Source organism: Proteus mirabilis ATCC 29906 (genome assembly GCF_000160755.1).
GTDB lineage: Bacteria > Pseudomonadota > Gammaproteobacteria > Enterobacterales > Enterobacteriaceae > Proteus > Proteus mirabilis.
Window position 1 is genome coordinate 169722 of the sequence record NZ_GG668576.1, and the last position, 1659, is coordinate 171380.

Here is a 1659-nt window from a genome sequence, read left to right on the forward strand (position 1 = left end):
TCGAAAGTAGGCAATTAATTATCTCTTATTCGATAACCAACGCCTGCAAGCGTAACTTTATCTCACTCAACTGCGCTTGCTGCTGTTGGTTTTGCTGCTTAATCGCTCGGGTGTCTTCGCTGTCCGGTATCAATTGTGAGTTCAATTCATCAATGCAACGCTATCCTTAAATAAGGAGGGCATTGTTATGAAACCAAGAAAACGTATTTACTATACACCTGAACAGAAAGCGATTATTTGGGACAGATATAAGCAAGGTGATTCTTTACATGAGATCGCCAGAATGTTTGATAGATACCATTCTTCTATTATGCCCACTATTTATCAAACGGGGGGCTTCCGTCCTCCCGTCCGTAAACGCCACAGATTATCGCTTTCGCTTGATGAACGAGAAGAAATATCGAGAGGATTAGCAGAAAAGTGTAGTATCAGGGAGATAGCTAAAAAGATATCAAGAGCCCCTTCAACTGTTAGCCGTGAGCTCCGCAGGCATGGTGGATTAACCAACTACCGTGCAGCAAAAGCGGATAAAAAAGCATGGGATAATGCCTTGAGACCTAAAGCTTGTAAGTTAAAACCCTACATTGTGTAAAATAATCGCAGAAAAAATGCATCGAGGCTGGTCACCTGAGCAAATTGCTGGCTGGCTAAAACGTAATTATCCAGATGCTCAGGGGATGAATGTGTCTCACGAAACGATTTATAAAACACTTTTTATACAAACTCGGGGAACTTTAAAAAAGAGCTACAGCAATATCTTAGAAGCAGAAGAACGGTACGAAAATCTAGAACCACATCACTTAAAGGAAAAGGATTAGGCTCAATCCCTATAATGCCGTTCCTATAAGCGAAAGACCATCGACTGTTGCGGATAGAGCAATTCCAGGCCACTGGGAAGGGGATCTAATTCAAGGATCTAAAAATTCTTATATTGTCACTTTAGTAGAACGCCATTCACGTTATGTTATGCTAGCTAAAATCAGTGATAATAAAACAGCAACGGTGATAGCCTCTCTCATTAAACAGGCTCAGCGATTACCCTCTGAACTATATAAAACATTAACTTGGGACAGAGGTGTTGAAATGACCAATCATGCAGTATTTACTGTAGCGACTGATATCCAAGTCTACTTCTGCGATCCTCAGTCTCCGTGGCAACGTGGTTCAAACGAAAATACGAACAGATTGCTCAGACAATATTTTCCAAAAGGTACTGATTTATCCGTTCATAGCCAGCAAAGATTAAATAGCATCGCTAGACAACTCAACGAGAGGCCAAGAAAAACGCTAGGTTATGAATCACCAGCAGAACGATTTAACCAGTGTGTTGCATCCACCGGTTGAACTCACAACACCAAACAGCCGTTTAAAATCTTCACGGTAAAGGTGAAGCCTGTCTCAAAACCCGCGTCCTTTAACCAGTGCCCTTTTAGGTGTATCTCGGGCGGTGGTGCAGTTTTGTTATCGCTCCTCCACATAATTAAAAAAATTGTCCATACACGCGGTTTTCGTCCCAGAGAGTGGCGCTATTTATGGAACACACAAAATCAGCTAACCGCATGCTTTACACCGAAAGGGGATTGTTGGCACTATACTTATGATGCTTTTGGTCGACGTCTGAGTAAAACCAAAACTGTCGACAGTGACTTAGCCCATATT

At 41.9% G+C, this 1659-nt stretch carries 3 pseudogenes; 2 read left to right on the forward strand and 1 reads right to left on the reverse strand.

Annotated features, from left to right (window positions below):
* Window positions 1-187 precede the first annotated feature (187 nt).
* Window positions 188-1344 (forward strand): annotated as a pseudogene (locus HMPREF0693_RS18750) (IS30 family transposase).
* Between the two features lie 5 nt (window positions 1345-1349).
* Here the strand turns inward: HMPREF0693_RS18750 and HMPREF0693_RS19250 are convergent.
* Window positions 1350-1478, reverse strand: a pseudogene (locus tag HMPREF0693_RS19250) (SymE family type I addiction module toxin); the annotation flags it as partial.
* On the opposite strand from HMPREF0693_RS19250, the pseudogene HMPREF0693_RS18410 reads away from it, so the two are divergent.
* Window positions 1459-1659: pseudogene (locus HMPREF0693_RS18410) on the forward strand (RHS repeat domain-containing protein); the annotation flags it as partial. The pseudogenes HMPREF0693_RS19250 and HMPREF0693_RS18410 sit on opposite strands and share 20 nt — an antisense overlap.